The 22,355-nt window shown below is 37.4% G+C and carries 31 protein-coding genes; 1 reads left to right on the plus strand and 30 read right to left on the minus strand.

Features of this window, described 5'->3' with window-relative positions; translation table 11 throughout:
• Positions 1-16: 16 nt before the first annotated feature.
• From M1F37_RS06010 to M1F37_RS06075, 14 genes are all read right to left on the minus strand, one after another.
• On the minus strand, positions 17-3,742 hold the full coding sequence (locus tag M1F37_RS06010; protein WP_247935122.1) for a phosphoribosylformylglycinamidine synthase: 3,726 nt from the start codon (positions 3,740-3,742) through the stop codon (positions 17-19).
• Between the two features lie 54 nt (positions 3,743-3,796).
• The gene (purC, locus tag M1F37_RS06015) at positions 3,797-4,504 is read right to left on the minus strand and encodes a phosphoribosylaminoimidazolesuccinocarboxamide synthase (protein ID WP_247935123.1); all 708 of its coding nucleotides are present in this window, start codon (positions 4,502-4,504) and stop codon (positions 3,797-3,799) included.
• A gap of 169 nt (positions 4,505-4,673) precedes the next feature.
• A complete protein-coding gene (comB, locus tag M1F37_RS06020) occupies positions 4,674-6,023 on the minus strand; it encodes an HlyD family secretion protein (protein ID WP_247935124.1) in 1,350 nt (449 codons plus the stop codon).
• Between the two features lie 12 nt (positions 6,024-6,035).
• Positions 6,036-8,189, minus strand: coding sequence for a peptide cleavage/export ABC transporter (gene comA / locus M1F37_RS06025; protein WP_247935125.1), 2,154 nt, complete (start codon positions 8,187-8,189; stop codon positions 6,036-6,038).
• A gap of 228 nt (positions 8,190-8,417) precedes the next feature.
• The gene (locus M1F37_RS06030; RefSeq protein WP_247935126.1) at positions 8,418-8,909 is read right to left on the minus strand and encodes a hypothetical protein; all 492 of its coding nucleotides are present in this window, start codon (positions 8,907-8,909) and stop codon (positions 8,418-8,420) included.
• Positions 8,890-9,486 (minus strand): ATP-binding cassette domain-containing protein, encoded by a 597-nt coding sequence (locus tag M1F37_RS06035; RefSeq protein ID WP_247935127.1) that lies wholly within the window; start codon positions 9,484-9,486, stop codon positions 8,890-8,892. Before M1F37_RS06035 ends, M1F37_RS06030 begins: the two co-directional genes overlap by 20 nt.
• Positions 9,483-9,965: a stage II sporulation protein M gene (locus M1F37_RS06040; protein WP_247935128.1), complete on the minus strand. Its 483-nt coding sequence runs from the start codon at positions 9,963-9,965 to the stop codon at positions 9,483-9,485. Before M1F37_RS06040 ends, M1F37_RS06035 begins: the two co-directional genes overlap by 4 nt.
• The gene (locus M1F37_RS06045) at positions 9,962-11,098 is read right to left on the minus strand and encodes a hypothetical protein (protein WP_247935129.1); all 1,137 of its coding nucleotides are present in this window, start codon (positions 11,096-11,098) and stop codon (positions 9,962-9,964) included. The genes M1F37_RS06040 and M1F37_RS06045 overlap by 4 nt, the downstream gene beginning before the upstream one ends.
• A gap of 6 nt (positions 11,099-11,104) precedes the next feature.
• Complete coding sequence (locus tag M1F37_RS06050; RefSeq protein WP_247935130.1) at positions 11,105-11,401, minus strand: uberolysin/carnocyclin family circular bacteriocin; 297 nt, start codon at positions 11,399-11,401, stop codon at positions 11,105-11,107.
• Between the two features lie 542 nt (positions 11,402-11,943).
• Positions 11,944-12,837, minus strand: a complete 894-nt coding sequence (locus tag M1F37_RS06055) for a helix-turn-helix domain-containing protein (RefSeq protein WP_247935131.1) — start codon at positions 12,835-12,837, stop codon at positions 11,944-11,946.
• 20 nt (positions 12,838-12,857) lie between these two features.
• Positions 12,858-13,052, minus strand: coding sequence for a hypothetical protein (locus M1F37_RS10080; RefSeq protein WP_247935158.1), 195 nt, complete (start codon positions 13,050-13,052; stop codon positions 12,858-12,860).
• Between the two features lie 445 nt (positions 13,053-13,497).
• On the minus strand, positions 13,498-13,641 hold the full coding sequence (locus M1F37_RS06065; protein ID WP_247935132.1) for a hypothetical protein: 144 nt from the start codon (positions 13,639-13,641) through the stop codon (positions 13,498-13,500).
• 24 nt (positions 13,642-13,665) lie between these two features.
• Positions 13,666-13,818 (minus strand): class IIb bacteriocin, lactobin A/cerein 7B family, encoded by a 153-nt coding sequence (locus tag M1F37_RS06070; RefSeq protein WP_247935133.1) that lies wholly within the window; start codon positions 13,816-13,818, stop codon positions 13,666-13,668.
• 124 nt (positions 13,819-13,942) lie between these two features.
• A complete protein-coding gene (locus M1F37_RS06075; protein WP_247935134.1) occupies positions 13,943-14,116 on the minus strand; it encodes a class IIb bacteriocin, lactobin A/cerein 7B family in 174 nt (57 codons plus the stop codon).
• A 305-nt stretch (positions 14,117-14,421) separates the two neighbouring features.
• Here M1F37_RS06075 and M1F37_RS09995 point away from each other — a divergent pair, with 305 nt between their 5' ends.
• Positions 14,422-14,544: a hypothetical protein gene (locus M1F37_RS09995; protein ID WP_282184483.1), complete on the plus strand. Its 123-nt coding sequence runs from the start codon at positions 14,422-14,424 to the stop codon at positions 14,542-14,544.
• A 49-nt stretch (positions 14,545-14,593) separates the two neighbouring features.
• Here M1F37_RS09995 and M1F37_RS06080 read toward each other — a convergent pair whose 3' ends face one another.
• From M1F37_RS06080 to M1F37_RS06155, 16 genes are all read right to left on the minus strand, one after another.
• Positions 14,594-14,773 (minus strand): hypothetical protein, encoded by a 180-nt coding sequence (locus tag M1F37_RS06080; protein WP_247935135.1) that lies wholly within the window; start codon positions 14,771-14,773, stop codon positions 14,594-14,596.
• A gap of 79 nt (positions 14,774-14,852) precedes the next feature.
• On the minus strand, positions 14,853-15,068 hold the full coding sequence (locus tag M1F37_RS06085) for a bacteriocin immunity protein (protein ID WP_247935136.1): 216 nt from the start codon (positions 15,066-15,068) through the stop codon (positions 14,853-14,855).
• Positions 15,069-15,071: 3 nt separating this feature from the next.
• Complete coding sequence (locus M1F37_RS06090; protein WP_001047583.1) at positions 15,072-15,239, minus strand: class IIb bacteriocin, lactobin A/cerein 7B family; 168 nt, start codon at positions 15,237-15,239, stop codon at positions 15,072-15,074.
• 8 nt (positions 15,240-15,247) lie between these two features.
• Complete coding sequence (locus M1F37_RS06095; RefSeq protein WP_247935137.1) at positions 15,248-15,448, minus strand: hypothetical protein; 201 nt, start codon at positions 15,446-15,448, stop codon at positions 15,248-15,250.
• Positions 15,449-15,475: 27 nt separating this feature from the next.
• Positions 15,476-15,670, minus strand: a complete 195-nt coding sequence (locus M1F37_RS06100) for a class IIb bacteriocin, lactobin A/cerein 7B family (RefSeq protein WP_247935138.1) — start codon at positions 15,668-15,670, stop codon at positions 15,476-15,478.
• A gap of 173 nt (positions 15,671-15,843) precedes the next feature.
• Positions 15,844-15,990 carry a hypothetical protein gene (locus M1F37_RS06105; RefSeq protein ID WP_247935139.1) on the minus strand — a complete coding sequence of 49 codons (147 nt, stop codon included), beginning with the start codon at positions 15,988-15,990 and terminating at the stop codon, positions 15,844-15,846.
• Positions 15,991-16,001: 11 nt separating this feature from the next.
• Positions 16,002-16,130 carry a Blp family class II bacteriocin gene (locus M1F37_RS06110; protein WP_247935140.1) on the minus strand — a complete coding sequence of 43 codons (129 nt, stop codon included), beginning with the start codon at positions 16,128-16,130 and terminating at the stop codon, positions 16,002-16,004.
• A 459-nt stretch (positions 16,131-16,589) separates the two neighbouring features.
• Entirely contained in the window at positions 16,590-16,802 is a 213-nt protein-coding gene (locus M1F37_RS06115) for a hypothetical protein (protein ID WP_247935141.1), read from the minus strand.
• A gap of 26 nt (positions 16,803-16,828) precedes the next feature.
• The gene (locus M1F37_RS06120) at positions 16,829-17,026 is read right to left on the minus strand and encodes a class IIb bacteriocin, lactobin A/cerein 7B family (protein WP_247935142.1); all 198 of its coding nucleotides are present in this window, start codon (positions 17,024-17,026) and stop codon (positions 16,829-16,831) included.
• 16 nt (positions 17,027-17,042) lie between these two features.
• Positions 17,043-17,222: a class IIb bacteriocin, lactobin A/cerein 7B family gene (locus M1F37_RS06125; protein WP_077804535.1), complete on the minus strand. Its 180-nt coding sequence runs from the start codon at positions 17,220-17,222 to the stop codon at positions 17,043-17,045.
• Positions 17,223-17,436: 214 nt separating this feature from the next.
• Positions 17,437-18,168, minus strand: coding sequence for a response regulator transcription factor (locus tag M1F37_RS06130; RefSeq protein ID WP_001221869.1), 732 nt, complete (start codon positions 18,166-18,168; stop codon positions 17,437-17,439).
• A complete protein-coding gene (locus tag M1F37_RS06135; RefSeq protein WP_247935143.1) occupies positions 18,165-19,187 on the minus strand; it encodes a GHKL domain-containing protein in 1,023 nt (340 codons plus the stop codon). Before M1F37_RS06135 ends, M1F37_RS06130 begins: the two co-directional genes overlap by 4 nt.
• 313 nt (positions 19,188-19,500) lie before the next feature.
• Positions 19,501-19,662, minus strand: coding sequence for a ComC/BlpC family leader-containing pheromone/bacteriocin (locus M1F37_RS06140; protein WP_152906133.1), 162 nt, complete (start codon positions 19,660-19,662; stop codon positions 19,501-19,503).
• Positions 19,663-19,814: 152 nt separating this feature from the next.
• Positions 19,815-20,984, minus strand: coding sequence for an N-acetylmuramoyl-L-alanine amidase family protein (locus M1F37_RS06145; RefSeq protein WP_247935144.1), 1,170 nt, complete (start codon positions 20,982-20,984; stop codon positions 19,815-19,817).
• A gap of 112 nt (positions 20,985-21,096) precedes the next feature.
• Positions 21,097-21,924, minus strand: a complete 828-nt coding sequence (locus M1F37_RS06150; RefSeq protein WP_247935145.1) for a C40 family peptidase — start codon at positions 21,922-21,924, stop codon at positions 21,097-21,099.
• Between the two features lie 195 nt (positions 21,925-22,119).
• The gene (locus tag M1F37_RS06155) at positions 22,120-22,353 is read right to left on the minus strand and encodes an acyl carrier protein (RefSeq protein ID WP_247935146.1); all 234 of its coding nucleotides are present in this window, start codon (positions 22,351-22,353) and stop codon (positions 22,120-22,122) included.
• Positions 22,354-22,355: the final 2 nt, after the last annotated feature.

Consider the following 22,355-nt stretch of genomic DNA (forward strand, 5'->3'; position numbering starts at 1 on the left):
CGAAAATCTGCAAGTCTTATTTTTCAGTGAAAAATTTAACCGCCGACGCGAACAGGTGCTGGTCTTTATTTCCTGGAATATTTTGGAAAAGACCGTCTTCATAACGTTCTGAGTGTCCCATCTTACCGATGATTTGACCGTTCTTGCTAGTAATTCCTTCGATAGCATGGACAGAACCATTTGGATTGTACTTAGAGTCCATGCTTGGTTTGCCGTCAAAGTCTACGTATTGGCTGAAAATTTGTCCATTGTCACGGAGCTCTGCAAATTCCTCAGCCGTCACGACAAACTTCCCTTCACCGTGTGATACTGGGATAGCATGAATATCGCCCACTTGCACCCCAGCCAACCATGGTGAGTTAGTATTTGCAATACGAGTTTCTACCATCTTGGCCACGTGCTGGTTAGCATCATTATAGAAGAGGGTTGGGCTAGTACTGCTGGCATCCCCGAAGTTTCCGTATGGTAGGAGACCCGATTTGACTAAGGCCTGGAATCCATTACAGATACCGATAATCAAGCCACCACGAGCGATAAAGCTATCAATAGCTGCACGGACTTTTTCATTGAGGAGGATGTTGACGATAAACTTGGCTGAACCATCTGGTTCATCCGCAGCTGAGAAACCACCTGCAAAGAAGAGGATGTTAGCCTTGCCGATGTTGTCAACCATTGTTTCAACTGACTTGACAATGGCTTCTTCATTCAAGGTCACGAATGGCACCAAGTTGACCTCTGCACCTTCTTTTTCAAAGGCTTTTGCTGAGTCATATTCTGAGTTGGTCCCTGGAAATACTGGGATGTAAACAACCGGTTTTCCAATCTTTTCTTTGGCTTTGATGATTAGGTCAGAAGAGACAGCTGGTACTTCAGCCAGTTCCTTGGCTTGGGCAAATTCTGTTGGGTAAACTTCTTCCAATTTACCTTGAAAGGCGCTATCAAGCTTGTATCCATCTAGCTTCACACCGTTAACAAGCAGGGTAAAGTCTGCACTTGTTTGACCGATTTTCTCCACTCCAGCTATTTCTTCAGGAGATGTGAAGATAAATCCGTCCAATTGAGCTGTTAAAGCTGTTTCAAGTTCAGACAAGGTTACCTCTGCACCGATATGATTTCCAAAGGTAGCAAGAGCCAAACTTTCAACAACACCACCATATTTGACAGCTGATGCAGATGTCACTTTGTGAGCCTTTTGAATAACTTCAAATTGAGCAAAATTAGACTTGATCAGATCAAAATCAATCTCTTGGGCCAAAGCTTGACCTGGGATGTAGTAGATATTTTCACCAGCAGCCTTAAATTCTGGAGAAAGGACCTTACGGCTATCTGCTGTTGTCACACCAAAGGCAACCAAGGTTGGGGGCACCGTCAATTCTTCAAAAGTACCAGACATAGAGTCCTTACCACCGATAGATGGCAAACCAAGTTGAATTTGTGCTTCGATAGAACCTAGAAGAGCCGCTACTGGCTGACCAAAACGCTCAGCTTGCTTGTCCATGCGCTCAAAGTACTCTTGATAAGAGAAGCGAGCCTTAGACCAGTTGGCACCTGTCGCCACTAGACGAGCAGTTGCTTCGATAACCGCATAGGCAGCACCGTGGTAAGGTGACCATTCTGCTACATAAGGGTTGAACCCTTGAGCCATGACTGACGCAGTATGAGTCACACCATGTTGAACTGGCAATTTTTGTACAGATGCCTCAGTCGGTGTGAGTTGGTAACGACCGCCAAGTGGGTGGTTGACCGTAGAACGACCGACAGAACAGTCAAAGATGGTCTGCAAACCTTTTTGACTCGCATGGTTCAAGTCAGATAGAACCGCAAGGGTGTCTGCTTCAAGAGTTTCAGCACTTGTTTGTCGTTCTTCTGGGAGTTTAACATCCTTGTCCACAACCTTAGCATCGACAACGACACGCACACCATTGGTATCAAGGAAACGACGTTCCAAGTCCACGATTGTTTCACCATTCCAGTGCATAACTAGATTTGTTTTTTCAGTTACTGTCGCAACAACAACAGCATCAATATTCTCTTTGTTACATTCAGCAATGAAGGCATCTACATCCTCAGGACGAACCACGACTGCCATCCGTTCTTGTGATTCAGAGATAGCAATTTCTGTTCCATTCAAGCCTTGGTATTTAAGAGGAACCTTGTTGAGGTCGATTTCAAGACCGTCTGCCAATTCACCGATAGCTACACAGACACCACCTGCTCCAAAGTCATTAGATTTCTTGATAAGACGAGTGACATTGCCATTACGGAAGAGGCGTTGAATCTTACGTTCTTCGATGGCATTCCCTTTTTGAACCTCGGCACCAGCAGTCTCCACAGACTCTACTGTTTGAACCTTAGAAGAACCTGTCGCACCACCGACACCATCACGTCCTGTCTTACCTCCAAGAAGGATAATGACATCCCCCGCTTCTGGTTTTTCACGGACGACATTTTCCTTAGGAGCCGCACCTACAACTGCACCTAGCTCCATACGTTTAGCCACAAAACCTGGGTGGAAATACTCACGAACGTAGGTCGTCGCAAGCCCAATCTGATTACCATATGAAGAATAACCATGAGCTGCTGTTTTAGAAATCACTTGTTGTGGCAATTTCCCAGCACGAGTTTCCGAAATCGGTGCTGTAATATCACCAGCACCCGAGATTCGCATGGCTTGATAAACGTATGAACGGCCTGACAATGGGTCACGAATAGCCCCACCGATACAGGTAGCAGCCCCACCAAATGGCTCAATTTCTGTTGGATGGTTGTGGGTTTCATTTTTGAACATAAGGAGCCATGGTTCTTTGACACCATTGACATCCACTTCGATTTCTACTGAGCAAGCATTGATTTCGTCTGACACTTCCATGTCGTCCAAACGACCATTGGCACGCTCATAACGACCGAAAATAGTCGCCATATCCATCAAGGTTTGTGGTTTTTCAGAACGCCCCAACTCATCACGCATAGCAATATACTTGTCATAGGTTGACTGCAATTGTTTTTGGAACTTAGATGCTGAAAAGTCGATGTGTTTCAACTCTGTCTCAAAAGTCGTATGACGGCAGTGGTCAGACCAGTAAGTATCCAAAACCTTGAGTTCCGTCTCAGTTGGCACGCGCCCGATTGACTTAAAGTAGTCCTGGATAAAGAGCAAATCATCCACTTCCATGGCCATCCCTTGCTCGGCCTTGTAGCGGGCAAAATCTTCTGCTGTATAGCTTTCAAAGAAAGTCAATTTCGGAATGGTCTTATCTGACTCTGAAAATTCCTGCTTGGCAATCCCTGTCGTGATATCCTTGAAACGAGAATCCACTGGATTGAGCAAGTAGTTCTTGACCGCGTCCAACTCAGTCGCATCGATATCTTTATTCACCAAGTACAATTGTGCTGTATTGACTGTCACATCATTTGAGCTACCCAGCAAAAGCAAGGCTTCTTGTGAAGATGCCGCACGCTGGTCAAACTGCCCTGACAGGCTTTCAATAGCAAAGAAAGCATAGTTAGCAAGATCCGCCTGCACAGCCGTTTCGTCCAAGACATGGTCTGTTACCTGCTCAGAGAAAATGTGTTTCTCTGCAGGTGCAAACAAGTCCTCAGCCAAGTTAAAGACATCATACACTTGCACAATACGAATACTTTTCAAGCTTGAAAGTCCCAAGCTATGCTGGAGTTCTCTAACCAAACTCTCTGATTTGACTTGAAAATCAGCCTTTTTTTCAACAAAAATACGTTTATCCATCAATTCTTATTCCTTTATTTCAGCTCTTGCAATGTTCCAACGACCTTGAGGTTGTTATTTCAATTCCTGCAACTTTTCCCAAACAATCTCGTAAACGTCTGTTAGTTCTCCCAATCCTCTACGGAAAACATCCTTATCCATGTGGTTGCCATCTGCATCCCACAAACGGCAGTTATCTGGTGAAAATTCGTCTGCTAAGATAATCTTGCCATCCTTGTCAAAACCGAACTCTAGCTTAAAGTCAATCAACTTAAGCCCAATCTCAGCAAACCAGACTTTCAAAAGTTCATTGATACGACGCGTCTCTTCCTTTAAGTAGGCAATCTGCTGGTCATCCGCAATCTGTAGGAATTTCACATGCTCGTCATTGATAAATGGATCATCCAAGTCATCATTTTTGTAGTAAAATTCGACAATCGGAGTCTCAAATGCAATGCCCTCATCCACACCAAAACGTTTTGAAAAAGAACCAGCAGTATAGTTGCGGAGCACGACTTCTAAAGGAATGATTTCCACCTTTTTATTGAGCTGTTCCGTGTCCGAAATTTTCTCCACAAAGTGAGTCGCTACACCAGCCGCATTTAATTTCTCAAAAATAAAAGATGAAATCTGATTATTCAACACTCCCTTACCCGCAATCTGCTCCTTCTTGACTCCGTTAAAAGCAGTCGCCTGATCCTTGTAAGTTGAAATAATAAGATTTTCATCCTCAGTTGTATAGATATCTTTAGCTTTTCCCGAATAGATCAATTGTTTTGACATTTTAAAGTTCGCCTTTCGTATTACTTGAGCACATTCTACCACAAAAAACCTAAAATTACAAGAATTTAAGCGAACAAATAGCGCATTTACTTCGGAAATCATAAAGAAAAAACTGCAAGAAGAATCTTTCTTACAGTTTTAAAATCATTTAACTCTAAAAACACGAACATTACTCTTTGTTCAAAAATTGATCCAAATAATAACGTAGATAGCTTTTCTTGCCCGTAATCATCTGCAGACGACCTTCCACCCCGTACCGAAGTTTTTCTGCCTGCTCACCAGTCAGATCGGTCTCAGCCTCGATTTTAAAGAAATTCCCTTTCTCAGTCTTAGTAGCTGTCGCATCAATACTTGTAATCGTAGAATCCAAGAAAACTTGATTCTTGGTATCATGAGTCGTCGTATAGCGAACAGAATCACCAATCTTGATTCTTGCTACATCTTTGGAACTGAGATAGGCTGTGAGTTTGGCTCTCCCTTCTTTTTCCAAGGACGGATAGAGTTGGGCTAGCAGGGTTCCCTCTGCGACCATGGTAGAATCACTAGTCTCAGGATTAAGATGAAGCACCCCATCCTCACTGGCCATAATTTTCCCCTTGTCTAGAAGACTTCCCTGTACCTTCTTACCTGACTCCACCTCCAAGATTTTCTGGTCTAAAAGAGTCAATTCCTGGCCAACCTTAGCCAAGTGTTGTGATTTAAGAGATTCCAATTGACTGCTTAAGCCTGACGCATAGGCTTGCTGGGGACCTGAACCTGCATACTGGACACGGTAAGTAGCAAGACTAGATTCTAACTGAGAAAGCTGCGCCTCAACCTGCGCCACTGCCTGAGCCTTAGCTTGCGGATTTTCCTCCCCCTGAGACTTGTAAGACTGGTAGAGAGAGTAGGCTAGATTCTGACTGGCCAAGGAAGCGCCTGTTTCAATAGCTGACTTAGCTGCCTGGTAATCGCGAATTTTAGCCTCTGTTTGGCTGATGAGGTTGCCGATTTCGGCTTGGGTTTGGCTAGCTGCTGCATTCTGGGACGCGATGGTCTCGTTTTGTTGCGATGTACTAGCCCTAAGACTGCCTGCTTGGCTGAGGTAGTCGCGAAAGGTGGCTTGGTAGCCAAATTTATCCTCCTCTGAAAAGTAATCCGTCCCTTCTTGCAGGCTCTTTTGCAAATACTCCAATTGCTTTTTTTGATCCTTGAGCATGTCCAACTGACTAGCATAGGCCTCCGCTTGGACACCCTCTGCCCCTTCCTGATATTGAACCAACAGTTCTCCCTTTTTGACCAGCTTATTTTCTTCCAAATGATTGATAAGAATACGATTGTTGCTAGTTGACTGGATATTTGCAAGGATACGACTAGGCTCAACAGTAGCCCGAGTTGACAAACTCATCTCCTTCTCTGCAAATATTGCAAAGCCAAGCAAAAACACGAGCAGAAGGGACATGGGGACAATCACCCGACTGGAAAAATTATGATAACGACGGTTATAAAACTCCGCACTTTCTAAAAATTCTGGTTTCATCCTCTCCTCTTTCTAGCTATTCACCAAATGGGCGTAAAAACCACCCTGTGCAAGCAAATCGGCTTGATTTCCTTCTTCAACAATCTTGCCCTGATCCAAGACAACAACCTTCTCTGTCCGCTCAGCAATGGTCAAGCGGTGGGCGATGAAAATCAAGGTCTTGTCTAAAGCCATGAGATTATCTACGATCCGCTTCTCTGTCAAAATATCCAAACTGCTGGTCGCCTCATCCAATATCAAGACAGGCGCATCTGTCAAGAGAGCACGCGCCAAAGCGATTCTCTGCCGTTGACCACCTGAAATTCCTGCCCCATCCGAAGTCAATTCCGTCTGATAATTCAGGGGCATACGCTCGATATCCTCCCGAATCTCTGCCAATTCGACCGCCCGTAAGATATCCTCCTGAGTCGTCCCCTCCTTGGCTCCCAAAAGAAGATTGTCCAAAATCGTCCCGTTAAATACATAGGGCTGCTGAGGCAGATAGTTGATATACTGGCGCAAGGCCTTTTTATCAATCTGATTGAGATTGACACCACCCAGACTAATCTCTCCCTGACTTGGATCGTAAAAATTAACCATCATCTTGGCCAAAGTCGTCTTACCTGACCCTGAAATCCCCACAAAAGCCACTTTAGAACCTTGGGGAATAGTCAAATTGATATCCGACAAGACGTCTCGACCATAGCCATACTTGTAATGAACATGCTTGAAGGACATCTCTCCCTTCATCAAACTCAAATCCTCAACCGTTTTCTTCTCCTCAAACTCAGAAGCTACTAGATAAACCTCATTTAGACGGTTATTGGCAACCTGCGCTGTTTGAAGCTTGGTTTGCAGGTTGATGATATTTTCCAAAGGATTGGTAAAGTAAACTAGCAAGGTATTATAGGTAATCAACTGCCCCAAACTCATCTTGCCATCCATGACCAAAACAGCCCCCATCCAGAGAATACCGACATTGAGCAAGAGATGGGCAACTTTTTTCAGAGCCTTTTGCTGACTCTCTGCCCGACTATAGGTAAAGGATTTTTTCAGATAATCCACAAATTCCTTGTCAATCTTTTGATAACGCTGACTTTCACTGGTCAAAGACTTGATTGTCTCAATACCGTTGATGTCCTCAATGATAGAAGAAGACAGAACCGCATTGGCTTCCATGGTATCCCGATTCATCTTTTCAAACGGCTTCATAAAGGCAAAGATAATCACTGTATAGATAGGAAGTGCCAATAAAGTCATGAAAAAGAGATTGGTATTTTGTGAAAATAAAACAAGAGAAATAATAACGACCGTTGACACATCTAGGAAAATCGAAAGAATGGTCGAAGCTAGCGCATCGATGATACTGTTAGCATCTGTAAAACGAGACACGATTTCCCCTGTTCTGCGTGTCGCAAAGAAGGACATAGGCAGGTGAAAAACATGCTTGATATAGGACAAAATCACATCAATCGACAGGCGTTGCCCCAAAACAAGTAAGAGATACTCCTGAGCGTAAGACAAGACCTGCTGGAGAATATAGACGATAACCAACCCAATAGAAATAATCCCCAACGTCGAACGCATCTGATCTGGCACATAGGTATCAATGATAGACTGCAAATAATAAGAACCCACAATGTTAATCAAGGTGACCAAGAGTGTTGCCAAAACGATATTGGCAATCAAACCACGCTGCTTCACTAATATAGGGATAAAAGAGAGCAGGCCATTCTTTTGATCCTTATGAGGCTTGTAGTCTGGACTAGGTGCCATAAACAGAGTCACTCCTGTCCATTCTTCCGCAAAACGCTCACGTGGCAGTTTGGTCAATTTTACCCCAGGATCTGGATCGGCAATATGAATGCTGTCCTTATCCTGCCCAGTCACCACATAGTAGTGGAGCAATTTCCCTTCCTTAAGCACATGGGCAACAAAAGGAAAGGTCAAATCTGGCAAGTCAAAAAGCGTCATATCTGCCTTGATAGCTCGCGTCTCAAAACCAATCTCCTCTGCCACCTTGACCAAGCCCAAAGCCGTCGTTCCATCCATGGTCGTCTTGGCCAATTCTCGCAAGTGAGCCAAGGAATAATAGCTACCATAGTAGCCAAAAACCATGGCTAATGAAGCTACACCGCAGTCCATCTGATCCACCTGCGGACGATAGTGACGTTTCCCAAATTTCATATTCATCTCCTTTTCCTAAACTCATCTGATAACAACTATTTTACCCCAATCACCAAACAAAAACTGGACTTCCTCCCCAAATGCGCCTATCTCCCTCCCAACTGCACTTTTGGGATAAAGAAAATAGGCAGAACAAACGTCCTGCCTAGAAAATATAAGAATTCCAAGTTAACAAAACCGAAATGATTTCGTATCATTATTAAGTAAAGAAAAGAAATTTTAGTATTTCTAAAAACTATTTATAATAGACATTATAGCATTAAATAAAAATGGTATAGAAAATACTACTGTCAATCTTAAATTTTTAAATCTCGCATAATTTGTTAGCCCAATTAGTAATACTGTCAATACGCTGAAATAGGCAAACTTTATATCCGATGGATTAAATAAGTAACAAAGTAAAATGCTAAAACTTAAGATTATATTTTTAGATAAAAGAACATCTCCAAAGTTCCTCTTATCCTTATCAAAAAATAATGTGATCAGAAAGAGAGAAAATCCATATTCAATAAGAGTTGCTATAAATGTGAAAACAACAGAAATCACTGTCAATATTGTTTCTATTTTAATTGTAAAAAGATTAGATAGTTCAGATAATTTATCAATTTGTTCATCTAAAATTCCCGACTTCATCAGTAAATCAATAAACAGATATAAAAGAAAAAGATAAATAATCAGATTCATTAACTTGTATAAACTATTATTTGTTTGAAATTTCATAAACCCGTCCTTCCTTTATTAAAATTCTTTGAGATTTGCTAATCAATTCTTGATGCAATAAATTATGAGATACATATATAATAGTAGAGTTTTCTTTTATAGAAATTAAGCGTTTAGCAATCATATCAATGCTTCTTGCATCCACTGTTGATAAGGTCTCATCAATAAAAATATAATCCCAATTTTTAGCAAAAATTAAGGATAAGCCTAATTTGAATTTTGTTCCAGTAGATGCTGTCATATAGTTATCTCCGATTTTGTTATCAAAAAAAGTATTAATTTGTTCTTTATTCTCAAATGATAGATGGATTTGAAAAGAATCACACAACAACTGCAAATTTTCTTCTATAGTGAATGGAATAACCCCAAGCTGATTGGTATCAAGGTATAGTACATCTTTGGAGACACAATTCTTTAAACCACTATCAAAAGTCTCTAGCCCAGCTAAAAGTTGTAGAAGGGTGCTCTTTCCTGAACCATTCTCTCCTTCAACTCTGTAAATTCCCTTATCAATCTCTAGTGATATATTTTTCAGTATACATTTATCATAACTTTTAGATTCATTTTCAATTTTCATAATTTAATTCCCTCTATCAACGCTGCTAAAATTAATAAAAGATAAGAAATGATATACCATTTTAAATTACTTTTTATATAAATAAGTATATTTTTAATTCCCTTATCCTTCAATAATCGGTATAAAAGATACTGACTCATACCTTGATACCAAATAAAATTCGGTATTTCAATAAGACCATGAGGTAATATTCCTTTTATTGTAGATACTATTCCAATCATCTGACTAGATATACCCAATTGTATTCCTAAAGATAGCAAATCAAAAAGTTGCAATAAGGGCGAAATCAGAAAACAGAATAGATATAGCAAAAAATTTGTAGAGTTTGCCTGTAAAACTGTCAATGTAAATTGTAATTCCAGTTTCGGAGGTATAGTAGCAAAAGTCTCACTTTTTAATATAAAGCTTAAAAGTAAACCTAGTGAAAAACAGACCATACAAAATAAGACATAGTAAATCATAAAACCACTTTTTCTCATCCAATGCCCCCTACTAAAGTTACAAATAATATCAGAAAACAATATAAAACCAGAAAACTCCATCTCAATAAACTAACTGTACCTTTAATTAAAAATAGAGCTTTCTTATAATAGACATAGGATATAAAATAATTGAATGGAATCAATAGCAAATTCAACAAAATACTTTTTATATCATTACTATAACTTGTCACCGGAATCAAACATAACAACAATGAAAATTGTAAGAAAGAGATTAAATGCGTCAACATCATTAATTGTGTATTCTTAAAAAAGAAATTCATTTTAGAATGATTAAGAGCAGATAATTGAAGTAAAGCTAGATCTACCCCAATTGAGGATTTATGATTCCCTATTATTGCCTCCATTAATGTAATATATATTGAGGTATAAAGAAACAATATTGGTATTTTTGTGCCATCAATTGATAACATCGTCATCATATACCAAAATAGATAGGAAAGAAGAATACTAATCAAAATAAAAGAAAAAGTTAACCCTTTATTTAACCAGCAAAAACGAAGCAATATAAATAGACTGCTACGAAATCTTTTTTGACTCATTCGACTGCTTTTAAAATAGAAATTACTCGCATGATTATCTAATATCCCCATGACTAAAATAAAATAATTGAGTAGTATGACATAAATTACAACTTGTCCTTGTTCTATAGACAATAGTCCTATAGATAAAAATAAGAACAATTTACTTATAATCGAAAACAAACTAGGTAGAATTAAAGAAATAATTTGAATAACTATTAAACAAAGAGTAATGGATAAATAAAAATATCCAATAATGTCTAGAAAATACAAAACAAATAAATAAATGAATGATTGTAAAATTTGGAAAGAATAATATTTCTTGACAATAGCAAAAAGATAGAGAAAAATATAGCTTTTCCTTATATAGAAAGTATTTATTTTTTTACTTTGGATAGACAGTTTCATATTATAACGATTCAAAGTAGCGTAATCTACTACCAAAAAAAGTAAAAATAATTTCCCTTGAAAAGGAAGATAGCTTTTAAAATAGATTGACAAACTTATGATAACAAAAAACAAAAGGGTTATCCCAATAAAATTAAGATAACCTAAAATACTTTCACATTCTTTTTTAGAAAGTATTTTCATCTAGTTCTACCATAGAGCTGCTTTAGCAGCACCTTTCTTTTTCAATATATAAAGAACTGTTGCTGCAATACCAGAACCAATAGAACCTACCCCTGTGATTGCACCTACAATTGAAATTACTGCTGTAACTGTACTATAAGCACTAATCAAATTGACTACAGTAGCAGCAGAGCCTGTCGAAATTCCTAATGCCCCTGCCAACATAGGGAAAGAAACAACACCTAAGCTTAACCAGCTAATGACTGCTAACATTGCTGAAACAATGAGAAATTTATTATGAAATTCCATTCTTTTAGATTTCATTTTAGTATACTCCTTTTGTATATTATTTATGTTTTATTGATAGTTAGTTCGCACATGTTGTATTCCTAGCTCTCTTCAAATGTTCGTCTATATTTTATACTATTTTTATTAGCATATCTATAATAAATAAATTACTACTACATTTTCCTAGATTATCAAATTACTTTTATATCACTAAGGTTCAATAAAAGATAATGTCTATTTAACCTTTATACGACTACTACCTCCTTTTTAGTTTACACTTCCTACATCATAAATAAAAATACTCAACCCTCACAATCTCCAAATCACTCTTTTATATCATTGAAAATTAAGTTTCATCCTCTATACTAATGTAGGAAACCTCTTAAAACATCCCTTTAATCCAATATAAGAATACTTTATTTCATTAATCTCTACCTAATATTATAGATAGAACCAAATTCCTATACTTAAAAGGACAAATAACGTTCCAACCATAATAAACCTCCTTTCTTTTTGGAAACGCTTTCTTTATGAACTTAGTATAACAAAAACATGAAAAAAACAACATGACTTAGAAGTCAGGTTGTTGGGAAATCTATTTGTTTTTCTGCTAAGATTCTCTGAGCTAATACCTGATCATCTAGCAATTCTGCTAGAGAAATTGCCTTTTCATAGAAACTTTCTGCCTCTAAAATATTCTTGTCTACAAATAAAGCATATTTTGCCTTTAGCAAAAATAGATGAGGTCGGTAAAAAACATGTCTTGTTTTAGCAATAATTTTCTCAAATGTTTGAATATATATCAGACTATCTTCTGTCTGAATTTGGATAAATAGGCTCAGAAGAACTTTTTCCATCTGAGCTAGGCTAGCCTTATCTTCATATTCTGAACATAGTAATACTTTTTGAGCTAACTCTTCAAAATGTTCTTTATCTTCTAATCCCATAGCACAACAAAAGAAATACAATTCAATAATCAATAAATCATTTACAGAAAAATATTTCTTTTTTAATAACTGCTGGAAATATTCTTCCACTAAACCTAAACCATAGGTCGCATCTGAACTACCATAAATATCAAAACGAGCTTGTGTCACATCCACAATTAACTGTTCTTCCTCAGGCAAATTCTCATAATAGTTCTCATATATTTCCTCAAGTATAGCTTCTTTTCGTTCGATTCTTCCCTTATCAGCGTAGGTTTGAGAATGAATAAGCTCATCTTTGAGTTTTAGGAATGCTTTTGGAATCTCTATAGCCTTAACATCTACAATATTCTGTAATGATACTCCAAGTTTATCCGCAATCAATAATAATTTAGGAAGTGTTGCTAAAGCTTGCCCATTTTCAATACGTGCTAACTGACGAATCGTCAACTCTGATTCATCTCCACAAATATCTATCTGAGTTTTTCCACAAGATCGCCTAATAGTTTTGATTTTATAACCAATTTCACGTTTCAACTCATCCATAGTAATACTCCTTAAGTTGATTACAAAGATTTCTTTTTCTTCCTAATTCTTTTGTCAATTATATATAAAACGATAATCGAAAACAGCAGTGGAACAATATAACTCTTCTCACTCATTTTCAGTTGAAATCCCATAGTTGCTAATATCTTACAGATGAAAATATTCATAAAAAATAGAAAAATAAATACTAAAAAATATCTTAAAATCTTCTTTATTTCTTTTCTTCAACTTTCCTAATTTCTACACCTATTTTATCAAAAAATACATATAAAACTCCAAATAAACTCCAAACGATATAAATAAATACCCCAACTGCACTTTTTGGCAAAAAATAGGCAGAACAAACGTCCTACCTACTAAAAATATGGTATGAAAGGAAATTGATATTTTACTGTCCCCCTAGGCAAGCTGGGAACAAATAAATCATTGATAGTAACCTTTATGACATCCTATTTATTACTACAATTTCTAATGTTCCTGCTATTTCTAATACTCAATGAAAATCAAAGAGCAAACTAGGAAACTAACCGCAGGCTGTACTTGAGTACGGCAAGGCGACGTTGACGTGGTTTGAATTTGATTTTCGAAGAGTATAAGCCACCTCTGGTATGATCTATTCCTAGTCAGAACAGATAACACCGTTGTATCAAATTGTTAAATTTAACGTCTGCTTCCTAGATGACGACCGTACATATAAGTAACGACTCCTAAAACACCCCAAGCGATAGCTGTAGAAGTAGTAACAACGATGCCTCCCTCAGTAAGAGCCAAATCTTCTTCTGCCATGATGTCAAATTTTTTCATTTGTCTTTTCCTCCTCTAAATTTATTATCCAAATGTGCGGGCTAACCAGTATCCTGCAGCACCAGCTCCGCCAGCAGCTAATAAAGATCCTCCAACAAGAACTAACAAGCCTACACCTCCTTGTACTTGTTCTAGTTCAGTTTGCTCTACGATTTCAAATTGATTCAAATTTTGCATGATATACTCCTTTTTAAATAATACTAGCTAATCCAATAGCTACTCCTACTAATAAACCCACGATTCCTGAGGCTGATATAATAATAGCCGCAAATTCTTCTGAAAAATTCATTTATATCACCATTTATCTCTTGTTTCGACTGAGCCCAATTGCAACACCTGCACTTAGACCTGCAAATGCTGAACCAGCAATAATACTGGCTGCTACTGCTACAGGAATAATTCCCCCATCTACATTCATCAACTCTTCTTCTGTAAGAGCTACAAAGTTCTGTTCTACTTTGTCAAAATTTGTCATCTTTTTTCTCCTTTATTTCTATTTTTTAGTTTACGACTTCTAGCTCTTAAACCATTTTAAAAACCAGAATGGATAAATTACTGAAATCTTTTTTCCTTCCTGTTCTTCTCACTTATCTATTTGAGAAGTGATTTAAAATGAACAGTTAAATTTCATTTATTTTAAATACCATTTGATAAACCATGGCAATAAGATTGGTAAATACATCGCGTAGTCTCCTTCCTTGTCGTCTCACTTATTTATTCGAAAAATAATTCGAAAATGTACAACTAATTAAATTTTATTTGAAAAATAATTTATACTCAATGAAAATCAAAGAGCAAACTAGGAAGCTAGCCGCAGGTTGCTTAAAACAGTGTTTTGAGGTTGTGGATAGAACTGACGAAGTCAGCTCAAAGCACTGCTTTGAGGTTGCAGATGGAAGCTGACGTGGTTTGAAGAGATTTTCGAAGAGTATAACAAGTCATTCTTAACCTCTCACTCTACTTTCTTTTTATTGAACTTATAACCTAGATAAAATAGCCCAAATAAAACGGGGTAAATTTCTGGATAAAATAGGGTATTGATTGGATTTTTCAAAATCAAATACGTTGCGATGTAGATAATGAGTGATACGGTAAAATATCCCTCAGCGAATCCTAATAAGAATTGTTTCATAGTAGACTCCTTTTTACCTGACAAGAATGGCAGAAAACTCTACCATTCACATACACAAAATCCTTTTGATTCATTTTCATCATTTATAGTTTTGATTATCTTTTGACAAATCTTTACGAAAAATACCAAAATATCCTGAGAGAAGCAAACCAACTAAAGTCCATTGCCAATTAAAGGATACTAACGAACCTGTACGAATCACATGAATCGCGAGATTAAGAGTTATTCCCAACAAAGGACATATAGTGGCTAGTTTAAGTAACAATGTATTGAGATTCAGGTTGCGGTTGTTCATTATCTAACGCCCACGACGAGCCAAATCTGAACCAAATTTGTAACCAGCATTAAAAATTTGTACAGCAGCATTCAGTACTCCTGCAATCCCAACTGCTTCCGCAAGACCAAAACCACCTTTCGTTCCCACTAATTCATCGTCAGATAATTGATAAAATTGTTCTAAGTTCATGTTCTTCATTACTCCTTTATATTATATTTTATTGCTATGTAAATGATTAAAATGAGTATTGGATAGGTAAATACTTCTGAAATATCCATAAAATTTACACTATACTGTCCAGATAATATTTTATAGTCAATTAAAATTTGAACGATAGTAAAAATAATACGTAGCGATAACAATACCACTAATAATATCACTTCTTTTTTTAAAGACATAGAGATACCTCTCTGACTACCATCAAATTATGGTCTATTCGCATAATACCCTAAAGCTGCTCCTCCAGCAAAAAGTGCTGTTGCTCCACCTGCTACTGCTGCACCTATCTTCCAAATAGACACTCCAGCGAGTACAAGAGGCAATGCTCCCCCATCTACATCCAGCAACTCTTCTTCTGTAAGAGCTACAAAGTTCTGTTCCATTTTGTCAAAATTTGTCATCTTTTTCTCCTCTTGTTCTATTTTTTCTATCAATAAATAATCCTATAAGTGTTAACGATATAGGTCATATAACATAACTAACTATACTCCTCGGAAAAGAAAATCCAAGATTATTATAGTAGCAACATTCCTATATTTCCTTAAAAAGATAAAATAATCTACTTTTCTAAATCTTATCTTCTAAAAAATGGGGTCCCAATAAATACACTACGTAACAATAGACCTGTAATTAGACCCCCTTGATAACTTTCCTTACTACCACCAACCAGCAAGGCTAAGTCGCTTTCCTTTAATACTTCAATAGTATACTTGTCATTCATTGCTTATCCTCCTAAAAACCGAAACCTCTACGAAACCCAATATACCAATCTGCAAGGGTCTTCGCCCAATTTTCTCCACCTTGAATATCGGTCAATTCTTCCGAAGTTAGCTCAACAAATCCATAATAATGTTCTTTCATTATTTTATTCCTTTCTTTGTTCCTCTTACTTATTTATTCGAAAAACAATTCGAAAATGTACAACTAAATTAAACTTTATTTTAAAATTTATGATTTCTCCAAAGTGTTTTATCTTATTTAAAGTAACCCCATGTAGCTAGGCCTACAGCAGATAAACCTCCGACAATATACCCTTTGCGAGGCTCTTTGTCCTGTTTTTTTCTGTCATTGCTGTAAACTGATTATCATTTTCTAAAATATTCTTAATCTAATGCACTTTTGCTTTAAATATTTCTTTTTTATTAATATAGTATGTAAATACCACTAACAAAATACAGCTTTCCAACGATACCTTTTCTAAATTAAGTAGAGAATAAATTAATAATATGCTGTAAGCTGTTAAAGCAAAACTTAATAAAAATTTTTTCATAGCAAGCTCATATTTTACCGATAATAGTATCCTGTTTTCTAAAATAGCTCTTATTTTTCCTTCTGTCTGTCCTTCCTTGTTATTATCTTGTTAATAAAAAGCAACACAAGAGTAGAAAATAAAGGTGGCACGAGGTAGCTAGTCACACTGCCCGTCAAAGAAAACCCAAGCATAGCTAATATTCCAAGTAACATCAAATTCATGATAGCCATAGAGACAAACAATAAAACAATTTTTATTACTCTAGTTATTTCATTTTTCATTGCACCACCTCATCAGTATTAAAAAATTATCGCAATCTTGAAAGTCCCCAATCGCCTATTGCTTTAACGCTTTTTCCTGCAACGTAAACAGAAACAGCTGTACCGCCAATGATTCCAACCGCCTTGGTTACACCCCATGCTAACGCAAAAGCACCTACTACAGAGCCACCTGAAATTTTTTCCAATTCATCTGATTTCATATTTTCAAAGTTATAATTCATCATCTATCCCCTTCATCTATTAATTAGTAGCTAGAGCAGCAAAACCTACTGCTACACCTGCTGATAGAGCATGGCCTACTAATACTTTTGTCCCCCAAATAGTAAACAATACAGGACCAAAGAATCCCCCATCTACATTCATCAACTCTTCTTCTGTAAGAGCTACAAAGTTCTGTTCCATTTTGTCAAAATTTGTCATCTTTTTTCTACTCAATTTTTATATTTTGTTATATCTTTAATGTTTAGCCTCTAAGCCACTTCAGTAGCCAAGTTGGATAAATAGCTGAAATAATCATTTCTTATCTCCTTCTTTTTCTTCTCACTTATCTATTCGAAAAAGAAGTCAAAAAAATAAGAATATCAGAAAATTTTCCGACATTCTTATTGATAAATTGATTCAAGTCTAACAGATATTAGACATTGAGATGTTTTTTAAGTGTTCTTCTGGCTGTTCGTGATACGGGGAAGTGCAAGCCTTCTAACAAGGTCACTTCTGTGGCAGTCATCTCTTCAATTGCCTGTAAACTGACTAAAGTATTGCGATTGGCATAGACAAAGTAATCTTTTTCAGCCTTTGCAGCGATATCCTTGAGACTGCCGTAAATGGTCTTGATAGAGTGATTGGCATAATAGACCTTGATACGATGGGATTCCACTGAGGTTTCAAAAGCTAAAATCTCATGGTAGGGCAGAGTAAAGCCACGTCTTCCCTCAAAACTATAGGTGAAGAGACGCATATTTTCCCTCTTGTCCACTGCCAGTACATAGTCCAGACAGCGTTCCAGCTGATGACGGTAATCCTCCTCTGGCTGATCCTTGGAAATAAAATCCAAGGCAGACAAGTGATAACGAAAAGCTAGAGGCAAGGCCTCCGAGTGCGTGGACACAAAGACAATACTTGTAAAGGGATCTCGCTCCCGAACCTGTTGAGCAACCTGAAAGCCCCGTTCACGCTCTCCATCAATCTCTAAATCCAATAAATAGAGCTGATAATGGTCAAAATACTGAGAATACTTTTCAACATCTCCATAGTTTTTGGCAATATCAATTTCCAATCTCAAATTGCGAGAGCGACCGATATCTAGTAAAGTCTGCTCTATCCGTCCTTGCTGGACTCTATCGTCTTCCAAAACTAAAATTCTCATTCCTCTCCCCCTCGTTTCTCATACTTAAATGGCAATTCTAAATCTTGTCTAAAGGTCGTCTCTCCTAGTTGGGTATCTAAGTTCAAATCATAATGAAAAACCATATCCTCCAAGGTTGCTAAGCCCAGTCCACTGTGGTTTCCCTTGGTAGAGTAACCCTTTTGACTGAGAATGCTGGGATTCAGTTCTTCTTTCTTACGAGTGTTTTCAATGATAAAACGGACACTCCTATCGCCTGCCAATAAAGCAACCCGAATCTGCGGATTTTCCGCCTCACTGGCTGCCTCTAAAGCATTTGTCGTGAGGATAGAGAGGATACGAATAGCCTCTAACATCGGCAAAGCCAGCTCTTCAACAACCCCCACCGTCTCCAAACTAAAATGAATTCCCTGATTATCTGCCACAATCATGGCTTTTGCCAAGGTATTGCGAATGGCTATATCATGGATATTGTGAAGATTAAAGGCCGTGTAATCCGCCTTCCTCAGCTTTTCATTGGTCTTTAGAAAGACATCTTGATAAATGGTAGAAACTTCAGCCATGTCTTGATTAGCTATGGCAGGCTCCATGCTAGCGACAATTCCCGCAAAATCATGACGGAAACCTCGCACTTCATCATAGAGATGACCTAGCTTGTCCACCATCCCTTGCAAGGAACGATTTTCTTCTTCCTGTCTCTGAATGGTCTGCTCATCACGATAAATCTGCTCCAAATACTTGATGTAAAAGAGCCAAGAGAAAAAGAGAATGAAAATCAAGAGAGAAATGGTCGTGTCAAAACGAACATAGAAAGAACTATTTCTATTGGTCATAAACGAAGAGAATATCCTAAATCCAGTCAGAGGTAGGATAATGAAAAAACTCTTACGATAGTGGGTTTTGAAAGCATCTGAAAAGAATAAATCCAAATCCAAAGACCAACGCTTCATCATAACTACTGTTAGTACGATAGCTAATAAGGAAAAAGAAGAGTTAACAATCCCATTTCCTACTTCTGATAGCATATCTATATCTAACATCCGAATATAGAACAATACCAATAAATAGCGAATACTCTGATAAAAACTAAAAAGATAGAGAGAAAGAAATAAAGATTCTCCTTTTTTCTTCCTATTCATATAGAAAATAAGGTAAAAAAAGATTAAAACTTCCAAATACATGATTTCAAAAAAAGTTTTACCAGCTATTGCTTGCATCATTAATAAATAGACTATGTATCTCTTTTTACGAAATTCCGGTGTAATTTGGTAACCTAGATAGATTGGAGGAACTATAATGGAGACTATCAACAATAAAGCAAATAGAGTTTCCTTAATAAAAGTCAAAACCATACTATCCAATCACAGTTTTAGTTGGTGCTGGACTACAATACCGAGGTTGGCAAAGCCCAAACAAAGAACAAAAGAAATTCCCTCCACCATTCACTTCCTTCAATACCTCTGGGGTTAACTCTTCAAATTGTTCTAATTCTACAAATGTATTTTTCATTTCCATGACTGACTCCTTTTCATTATTTTATAGATAACTCTATCCCCTGTTCCATCTACAAAAGGCTTTAGTTTCCTTTTAAAATACAAGAAATCTAAAGCCTCCTGAAAATGGTATATTGGTTAGAGTGTTAACAATTAGTTGTGAAGATATTATTTTTATTTAACCACAACCACTTTATAATATTCGTTTGAGTGTGGAGATTCAATCTTAATTTTTTCACCGTATAAACCATCGATTTCTTTATCCAGATAATCTGAAACTCCTGATGGCAAGCGTTTCATCTTAAGAATCTCACCTGATTGATCCGCATAGGCTAGAATGTGATGGTGATTAGTGGTTGCTCCATCATCAATTAATACAAAGTAACCTGTTTTGAGCTTCCCTTGCTCATTTTCTAAATAGTATAGTTTATTGTTATTGATTGTAAAGCTGGTAGCCCCAAGACGAAGTCGTGCACCTGGATTTTCTAAATAGACATCATTGCCAACTTTTTTAATCTCTGAATAGGTTGTCATTGCTGGGATATTAACCACACGATGTCCATTTTCATCAAAGTAGTAACGATTTGGTAAGTTTTGGAAGTTCTGTACAACTGCCTTAGGATCAATTTCTTGTCCTTCTTCTTTATTATCCACTAAAGCTAAGGTAGTATTTGCAACCTCATCCCCATATTTGTCGGAAAACTTCTTGATTTCAGGCTTGATATACCAAGTGTTTTTTTCAATAATAACATCGTCACCTTTAGCATTTAGCAAATATTCTTGCCCATCTCCAAGTTTGACAATATCATGAATATTGTATCCAGCATCTTTTCTATTTGCTAGATAGCCATCCTTACCAATGACATAACTTTCCCCATCACTGGCTGGAACAGCTCTATCTGCGACCATAGTACCTGATTTTTCAAAGTAAGACCATTTACCATTTGCAGCTGCCCATCCTGTTGCCATAGCGCCACTGTCTTTGAGGTAATACCATGTAGACCCTTCTTTATACCAACCTGTACGCATAGCACCACTATTTGCAAGTGAGTACCAGGTGTTGCCTTCCTTGTACCAGCCTGTGCGCATAGAACCACTATCTGCTAGAGAATACCATGTATCACCGTCTTTGAGCCAGCCTGTCTGCATTTTACCAGTGCTATCGAAGTGATACCATGAGCCAGCATTTTGTACCCATTTATCCTTAGCGAGACTGCCATCTTGTGAAAGATTCCAGTCAGCACCATTTTTAACCCAAGTATCTGCAGCCTGTGCTTGGTTGATAGATAAAAGCAGACCAGCACCTACAAGCAGACCAAGAGTGAGTAGTTTAGATTTTTTCATAGCCATTTCCTCCTTTATTGAATAGCTACAGGAGGGTTTCCCCTCTTTATTTAGCTATATTCTAATACTTTTCATTGTCAAAGTCAATAATATTGTGAAAAATTAGACAATATTACCAATATCTACGAATTGTATTTTGAGTAATGCCATATTGATCCATATAAGAAACATATTGACCTGGATATGGAGCATGAACTACCTTTCCACCACCAACATAAATACCTACATGGTCATTTGTCTCTTCACTATTATACAAAATCAAATCTCCAGCTTGTTGAGAACCATTACTTACATAACTTCCTCCTGTTGCTTGACCATAGGTCACTCTAGGAATACTAATATCGAACTTAGCATGAATAGCCATCGTAAATCCTGAGCAATCTACGCCACTATTCAAATCTGCCCCACCCCAAACATATGGGATTTTCCCTACAAATGTCTCGGCATATTCACCAAGTGCCTGTCCACGATTTTCTACCCATACACCACTGGCTCTAAAGAAGTATGGTGTACCATTCACACGTTGATAACCAGTGACCATAGCACCACTAGCAGATAAGTAGTAATAATTACCATCAGGTTGAATCCAAGTATTTTCTTTCATCCATCCTTGGTCATCAAAATAGTACCACTTGCCATCTAATTGTTCCCAATTTTTAGCATAACCACCTGAACCGTATTTAAACCACCATTTACCATTGGTTTGCATCCATGTTCCTTTCGGATCACGATATTGATTGAAAGCTTTCTTCTCTTGATTTCCCTCTGCTTGGGTTTCTTTATCTTCAAAACCAATCAATTTTACTTGATCAGCTTCTTCAGCTTTTATCTTGCCTTGATTAACTAATTGAGCAATCGCTTCTTTCTCACTTGCTGATGGGGAATCAGCATAGGCTACCGTAGTATTTGCTAGGAGAACGCCTCCTGCAAGAACTAACAAACTAGAATAAAGATATTTTTTAATCGTGAAAATCCTTTCTTTTTTCTCCTTTTTGGAGATTGATTTTTTCTGACTCTATTATATCCCTTATGTCTCCTCAGATTTCTACTGTCCCTAGAAAGACTAAATCTGTTCCTAAACGGTCACTTGAACCAAAGAAAAATTCCAAAGCAAATGCCTTGGAACTTCTTATCTTTATTTTGCTTGAATGATTTTAACCACATCCCCTACACTTTGGAGTTGGTCAATTTCCTCATCACTGATTTCGATATTAAATTCATCTTCCAGTGTCAAGATAAAATCCATCAAGTCAACTGAATCCGCATCCAAATCGTCTTTCAGACTCAATGCTTCTGTCACGACAAAATCCTCTCCCTGTCGCTCTTGGATAATGGTCACAATACGGTCAAAAATTTCTTTTTCTGTCATCT

It is taken from the genome of Streptococcus mitis (assembly GCF_023109105.1).
Lineage (GTDB): Bacteria > Bacillota > Bacilli > Lactobacillales > Streptococcaceae > Streptococcus > Streptococcus mitis_BW.